The organism is Kitasatospora sp. NPDC041988 (assembly GCF_055588525.1).
Genome location: NZ_JBVJCO010000011.1, coordinates 1 through 7,043, shown reverse-complemented (window position 1 = coordinate 7,043; position 7,043 = coordinate 1). Strand labels below are relative to the sequence as shown.

General features: G+C 72.5%; 4 protein-coding genes. 3 read left to right on the top strand and 1 reads right to left on the bottom strand.

Going from position 1 to position 7,043, the window contains the following annotated elements; genetic code table 11:
• The first annotated feature begins 327 nt into the window (after window positions 1-327).
• The 3 genes from ACZ6NC_RS13565 (at window position 328) to ACZ6NC_RS13555 (ending at window position 5,215) form a co-directional block, all read left to right on the top strand.
• Window positions 328-1,596 carry an HRDC domain-containing protein gene (locus ACZ6NC_RS13565; RefSeq protein ID WP_465732149.1) on the top strand — a complete coding sequence of 423 codons (1,269 nt, stop codon included), beginning with the start codon at window positions 328-330 and terminating at the stop codon, window positions 1,594-1,596.
• Between the two features lie 269 nt (window positions 1,597-1,865).
• On the top strand, window positions 1,866-3,083 hold the full coding sequence (locus ACZ6NC_RS13560) for a thiolase family protein (RefSeq protein ID WP_465732147.1): 1,218 nt from the start codon (window positions 1,866-1,868) through the stop codon (window positions 3,081-3,083).
• Window positions 3,084-3,085: 2 nt separating this feature from the next.
• Window positions 3,086-5,215: a 3-hydroxyacyl-CoA dehydrogenase NAD-binding domain-containing protein gene (locus ACZ6NC_RS13555; RefSeq protein WP_465732145.1), complete on the top strand. Its 2,130-nt coding sequence runs from the start codon at window positions 3,086-3,088 to the stop codon at window positions 5,213-5,215.
• 149 nt (window positions 5,216-5,364) lie between these two features.
• Here the strand turns inward: ACZ6NC_RS13555 and ACZ6NC_RS13550 are convergent, their stop codons facing one another.
• Window positions 5,365-6,882, bottom strand: coding sequence for an ArnT family glycosyltransferase (locus tag ACZ6NC_RS13550; protein WP_465732143.1), 1,518 nt, complete (start codon window positions 6,880-6,882; stop codon window positions 5,365-5,367).
• Window positions 6,883-7,043: the final 161 nt, after the last annotated feature.

Here is a 7,043-nt window from a genome sequence, read left to right as displayed (position 1 = left end):
CGAACGTCACGCTGGTGCTCCCCCCCCCCCCCCCCCCCCCACCCCCTCCCCCCCCCCCCCCCCCCCTCTCCCCCCCCCCCCCCCCCCCCCCCCCCCCCCCCCCCCCCCCCGCAGCCGCTTCCGGAGCCGCCCCGAGGCGAGCGGGCGGCGACGCCCCGAGCGGGCCCAAAGCAGCAGCCGGCCCGCCCCGAGCGCCCCGGAGGCGAGCGGGCGGCCCCGCCCCGAGCGGGCCCAGGGCGACCGGGCGGCCACACGGGCATATTCACCGACCCGGTCTGACCAGTCCGACAACACTCCCGGCCGCGAGGTCCGTCGTACCCTTGGTGAGTGACCGACGCCGTAGCAGCCATCCCAGAAGAAGCAGCCCCGGTCCCGCTCCTCGAACCGAAGGAGGGGATCCCGCCAGTCGTGGCGGACGAGCGGGCGCTGGCCGCCGCCGTCGCCGCCTTCGCCGCGGGTACCGGACCGGTTGCCGTCGATGCCGAGCGGGCCTCCGGCTACCGCTACGGCCAGCGGGCGTACCTCATCCAGCTGCGCCGCGCGGGCGCAGGTACCGCGCTGATCGACCCGATCGCCTGCCCCGACCTCAGCGGGCTGGGCGCGGCCCTCGCGGACACCGAATGGGTGGTCCACGCGGCCACCCAGGACTTGCCCTGCCTGGCCGAGGTCGGCATGCGGCCCCAGCGCCTCTTCGACACCGAGCTGGCCGGCCGGATCGCCGGCTTCGCGCGGGTCGGCCTGGGGCCGATGACCGAGAGCGTGCTCGGGCTGAGCCTGGCCAAGGAGCACTCGGCGGTCGACTGGTCCACCCGCCCGCTGCCCGAGCCGTGGCTGCGCTACGCCGCCCTGGACGTCGAGGTGCTGGTCGAGCTGCGCGACGCACTCGAACAGGAGCTGGACGCCCAGGGCAAGCTCGACTGGGCGCTGGAGGAGTTCGCCGCGATCGCCGCCGCGCCGCGCCCGGCGCCGCGCACCGACCCCTGGCGCCGCACCTCGCAACTGCACAAGGTCCGCCGGCGCCGCCAGCTGGCCGTGGTGCGCGAACTCTGGCTCACCCGGGACCGCCTGGCGCAGGAGCGGGACGTCTCGCCGGGCCGGGTGCTCCCGGACGCGGCGATCGTCAACGCCGCGCTGGCCATGCCGCTCAACATCGCCGCGCTGCAGGCCGTCCAGGGCTTCGGGCCGCGGGTGCACCGCCGTCAGCTGGAGCAGTGGCTGGCGGCCGTGCAGCGCGGCCGGGAGGTCCCGGAGAACCAGCTGCCGCCGGCCTCCGCGCCGCACGACGGCCCGCCGCCGCCGCGCGCCTGGGCCGAGAAGGACCCGGTGGCGGCCGCCCGGCTCTCCGGGGCGCGGGCCGCGGTGAGCGAGCTGGCGGAGACGCACAACCTGCCGGCCGAGAACCTGATCACCCCGGACCTGGTCCGCCGGGTCTCCTGGGAGCCGCCGGCCGACGCGAGCGCCGCCAACGTGGCCGCCGCGCTGCGCCGGCTCGGTGCCCGGCAGTGGCAGGTCGACCTGGTGGCACCGGTGGTCGCCGCCGCGTTCGTCAAGGCGGCGGAGGAGCCGGGCCCGGCCGGGCCCGAACAGCAGGGCTGAGCGGTCGGCCGGCCCGAGCAGCAGGACCGGGCAGCAGGGCTGAGCTGCAGGACACGGAAGGGGATGCCGTTCGACGACGGCATCCCCTTCGTCGTGCCCGGACGGGGCGACGTGTCGCGGGACACACGCGGAGATCGGGGCGCCGGGCCTGGGCAGGTTGGTTACCGACCGGTAGCATGGCGGTGAAGCGGCGCCGCTCACGTCCTCTCTGCGACGGACGGCGGCAGCCTGCCCACCTCAACCTGTTGGTCCCTGGGAGGAGAGCCCCCGTGCCTCGTACCGCGAGGGACGTCGTCTTCGTCGATGGCGTCCGCACCCCGTTCGGCAAGGCCGGCCCGAAGGGCATCTACCACGAGACGCGCGCCGACGACCTCGTCGTCAAGTGCATCCGGGAACTCGTGCGCCGTAACCCGAACCTGCCCGTCGAGCGGATCGACGAGGTCGCCGTCGCGGCCACCACGCAGATCGGCGACCAGGGTCTGACGATCGGCCGCACCGCCGCCCTGCTGGCCGGTCTGCCGAAGTCCGTCCCGGGCTACTCGATCGACCGCATGTGTGCCGGCGCCCTGACCGCCGTCACCGCGACCGCCGGCGGCATCGCCTTCGGCGCGTACGACATCGTCGTGGCCGGCGGTGTCGAGCACATGGGCCGCCACCCGATGGGCGAGGGCGTCGACCCGAACCCGCGCTTCGTCTCCGAGAAGCTCGTCGACGAGTCCGCCCTGTTCATGGGCATGACCGCGGAGAACCTGCACGACCGGTTCCCGCACATCACCAAGGAGCGCTGCGACGCCTACGCCGTGCGCTCGCAGGAGAAGGCCGCCAAGGCGTACGCCAACGGCGACATCCAGCCGGACCTGGTGCCGATCTCGATCCGCAACACCAACCCCGAGGTCGGCGAGACCGGCTGGGGCCTGGCCACCGTGGACGAGCCGCTGCGCCCGGGCACCACGATGGAGAGCCTGGCGGGCCTCAAGACCCCGTTCCGCCCGCACGGCAACATCACCGCGGGCAACTCGGCCGGCCTGAACGACGGCGCCACCGCGTCGCTGCTGGCCGCCGAGGACGTCGCCGAGGAGCTCGGCCTCCCGGTCAAGATGCGCATGGTCTCCTACGCCTTCGCCGGCGTCGAGCCCGAGGTCATGGGCATCGGCCCGGTGCCGGCCACCGAGAAGGCGCTGGCCAAGGCCGGTCTGACGATCGACGACATCCAGGCCTTCGAGGTCAACGAGGCCTTCGCCGTCCAGGTGCTGGCGTTCCTGGACCACTACGGCATCGCGGACGACGACGAGCGGGTCAACCCGTTCGGCGGCGCGATCGCCTTCGGCCACCCGCTGGCCTCCTCCGGCGTGCGCCTGATGAACCAGCTGGCGCGCCGCTTCGAGCAGCGCCCGGACGTCCGCTACGGCCTCACCACGATGTGCATCGGCTTCGGCATGGGCGGCACCATCATCTGGGAGAACCCGCACTTCGAGGGTGGTAAGTAAGCATGAGCACCACTACTGAGCTGCTGCAGCACGGCGCCGAGCTGTTCCCGGGCGAGGTCGTCACCACGGCCCACGTCCGCCACCTGGACCTGCCGCTGCAGGCCGGCAAGCTGGCCCTGATCACCCTGGACAACGGCTTCGACCACACCAAGCCGACCACCTTCGGCCCGGGCTCGCTGCTGAAGCTGTCCGCCGCGCTGGACCAGGTCGAGGCCGAGGCCGCCGAGGGCAAGATCGTCGGTGTCGCCGTCACCGGCAAGCCGTTCATCTTCGCGGTCGGCGCCGACCTCAAGGGCGTCGAGCTGCTCAAGGAGCACGCCGACGCGCTGGCCATCGGCAAGGGCGGCCACGAGGTCTTCAAGCGGATCGCCGCGCTGCCCGTCCCGTCCTTCGCGTTCTACAACGGCGCGGCGATGGGCGGCGGCGTCGAGGTCGGCCTGCACTGCACCTACCGCACCGTCAGCGCGGGCGTCCCGGCGTTCTCGCTGCCGGAGGTCTTCCTGGGCCTCGTCCCCGGCTGGGGTGGCTGCACCATCCTGCCGAACCTGATCGGCCCCTCCAAGGCGATCAAGGTCATCATCGAGAACTCGATGAGCCAGAACAAGCAGCTCAAGGGCAAGGACGTGTTCGAGCTGGGGATCGCCGACGCGATCTTCGAGCCGGCCGACTTCCTGGAGCAGTCGCTGCTGTGGGCCGCCAAGGTCCTCAAGGGCGACGTCGTCGTCGAGCGCGAGGCGATCGACCGCGGCAAGGCCTGGGACGACGCCGTCGCCTGGGGCCGCCTGGTCGCCGACGCCAAGGTGCACGGCGCCGCGCCGGCCGCCTACAAGGCGCTGGACATCATCCAGCAGGTCAAGGACCAGGACCTGCAGGCCGGCTTCGACGCCGAGGACGCGGCCCTGGCCGACCTCATCATGAGCGGCGAGCTGCGCAGCGGCATCTACGCCTTCAACCTGGTGCAGCGCCGCGCCAAGCGCCCGTTCGGTGCGCCGGACAAGTCGCTGGCCCGCCCGGTCAGCAAGGTCGGCATCGTCGGTGCCGGTCTGATGGCCTCCCAGCTGGCGCTGCTCTTCGCCCGCCGGCTGGAGGTGCCGGTGGTCCTCACCGACATCGACCAGGAGCGCATCGACAAGGGCGTCGGCTACGTCCACGCCGAGATCGACAAGCTGCTCGGCAAGGGCCGGATCGGCAACGACAAGGCCAACCGCCTCAAGGGCCTGGTCACCGGCTCGCTCGACAAGGCGGCCGGCTTCGGCGACGCGGACTTCGTGATCGAGGCCGTGTTCGAGGAGATGGGCGTCAAGCAGACCGTCTTCGCCGACCTGGAGAACGTGGTCTCGCCGACCTGTGTGCTGGCGACCAACACCTCCTCGCTGTCGGTCACCGAGATGGCCTCGAAGCTGAAGCACCCCGAGCGGGTCGTCGGCTTCCACTTCTTCAACCCCGTCGCGATCCTGCCGCTGCTGGAGATCGTCCGCGGCGAGCAGACCGACGACGCCTCGCTGGCCACCGCCTTCGGCGTCTCGAAGAAGCTGAAGAAGACCTCGGTGCTGGTCAAGGACGCCCCGGCGTTCGTGGTGAACCGGATCCTGACCCGCTTCATGGGCGAGATCCAGGACATCATCGACGAGGGCACCCCGATCGCCACGGTCGAAAAGGGCGTCGAGCCGCTCGGCCTGCCGATGTCCCCGATCGTGCTGCTGGAGCTGGTCGGCCCGGCCATCGCGCTGCACGTCTCGGAGACCCTCCACCGCGCCTTCCCGGAGCGGTTCACCGTCTCCGAGAACCTCGGCAAGGTGGTCAAGGCCGGCAAGCGCGGCTTCTACACCTGGGTGGACGGCAAGCAGGTCCTCGACCCCGAGGTGCTGGAGCTGCTCTCCTTCGGCGACACCGTGCTGACCGAGGAGCAGGTGCTCAACCGCTCCCTGGAGGCCGTCGCGCAGGAGATCGGCCTGATGCTGGAGGAGGGTGTCGTCGCCGAGGCGCAGGACATCGACCTCTGCATGATCACCGGTGCCGGCTGGCCCTTCCACCTGGGCGGGATCACCCCGTACCTGGACCGTGAGGGCGTCTCGGAGCGGGTGACCGGCAAGCGGTTCCTCGCCCCGGGTGTGGCCTCGGTGCCCGCCTAGCAGTGACGCGAAGAGCCCCGGTGACCTGGAGGTCACCGGGGCTCTTTGGTGTGTGCCGCGCCGGGCCGTGCGGGCCGGGACATGCGGGCCGGGGCGTCTGTGGTCGGGCCGTCCGCACGGGCCGGGCCGTCTGCCCGGACCGCCGGGCCTCAGTGCTTGAGGCGGTAGACCACGGTGTCGGCGAAGACGCCGACCATCTCGTAGTGGGTGTCCAGCAGGTTCTCGATCCGCGGGATCTGGGTCGGCTGGTACGGCGCCAGCCCTGAGTCGTCCACCACGACCTCCGGGAGGCCGTTGGCGAGCAGCTCCTTGTCGAAGGTCTGCCAGGCGTTGCTGACGCTGTACTGCTCGCCGACGTTGAGGCTGCTGTCCTTGCCGCCGCTGTAGTTGGTCAGGAAGCCGGCCGTCAGGTAGCGGGTGGCCGGCTTGCGGTCGGCCAGCCAGTACAGCTCCGGGTGCATGCCCCAGACCAGCACGGTGTCCTTCGGCGTGGTCTGCGCGGCGACGGCGGTGGCCACCTCGGTGGTCTGGTTGAGCCGCTCGCCCGGCCAGGCCAGCGCCAGCGCCCAGAACACCGTGGCGGCGGCCGTGGTGTACGCCAGGACGGGCTTCCAGCGGATCGCCGAGGTGGCGACCGCGCCGGTGCCCAGCAGGACCAGCGGGGGCATCAGCTGGAGGTAGTAGTGGCCGAAGAAGTGGAAGCCCACGCTGACCGCGACCACCGAGGAGAGCAGCCAGACCCAGAGGTCGGCGGTGGAGCCGTGCTCCTCCCCCGCGACCGGCAGCGGGCGGTGGCGGTACTTCAGCCAGAGGCGGCGCCCGACCGGCAGCAGGAAGCCCAGGCCGGCCCCGACCAGGATCGCCGAGTTGCCGAGCGCCCGGCCGGTCATCTGCAGCCAGGCTCCGCCGAACGAGGCGTAGTCGCCGCTGCCGGTGACCACCCAGAACAGGAAGCCCTTGGGCTTGGTGAGGATGACCGCGACCAGCGCTATCGGCAGCGTGAAGCCGAAGCCGATCTTGAACAGCGCGGGCGGCCAGCGGACACCGCGCCGCCGGGTGTCCTGGAACAGCATCCAGAGCACCGGCAGCAGCACCGCGCCGCCGGTCTGCTTGGTCAGCGAGCAGAGTGCCACCGCGATGCCCGCGGCCAGCCAGCGGCGCCGCTCGGCGTACCGGAAGGCCGCCACCATGGCGGGCAGCATGAAGACCTCGAAGGTGGCCGCCTGGGTGTCCTCCGGGGAGAGCCCGATGGAGACCAGCAGGTAGAGCAGGCCGGCGCCGGCGCCCGCCCGGTTGCCCCAGCGGCCGCGGGCGATCGAGGCCAGCAGGATCGCGGTGCCCAGGTGCGCGACGACCGCCAGGGTCCGCAGCGGCCAGAGCGAGGCGGAGCCGAAGACGGCGAAGCAGGCCTGGTAGAGCCAGGGCAGCAGCGGGGGCTTCCGGTCGACGACGGTGTCGTACAGCACGCCGCCGTCCGCCAGCATCCGGGCCTGGGTGGCCAGGAACCCCTCGTCGGGGCTCCAGACCGGCCGGACGAAGGAGGGGATGTGGGTGGCGAGCGCGACCAGGGCCAGCACCGGCACCAGCCTCGTCCAGTAACCCTGGCGGACGCGGTCGGGCAGGCGCTCGGCTAGCCCGGCGAGGCGGGGGCGGGTGGGGGTCGGCACGGATGACAACCTACCGGGCGGGGGGGGGGGGGGGGGGGGGGGGGGGGGGGGTTGGTTGGGGGGGGGGGGGGGGGGGAGGGGCCGTACACCGGCGACGTGGTAAAGATCTCGACCCTCGCCGAGTGGAAGCCGCAGGGTCTCGCGGCCCGCCGAGTCGTCTG

What these genes read in the sequence shown, in the direction of transcription:
- ACZ6NC_RS13555 (WP_465732145.1), top strand. Translation starts at nt 3,086, where the DNA reads ATGAGCACCACTACTGAGCTGCTGCAGCACGGCGCCGAGCTGTTCCCG.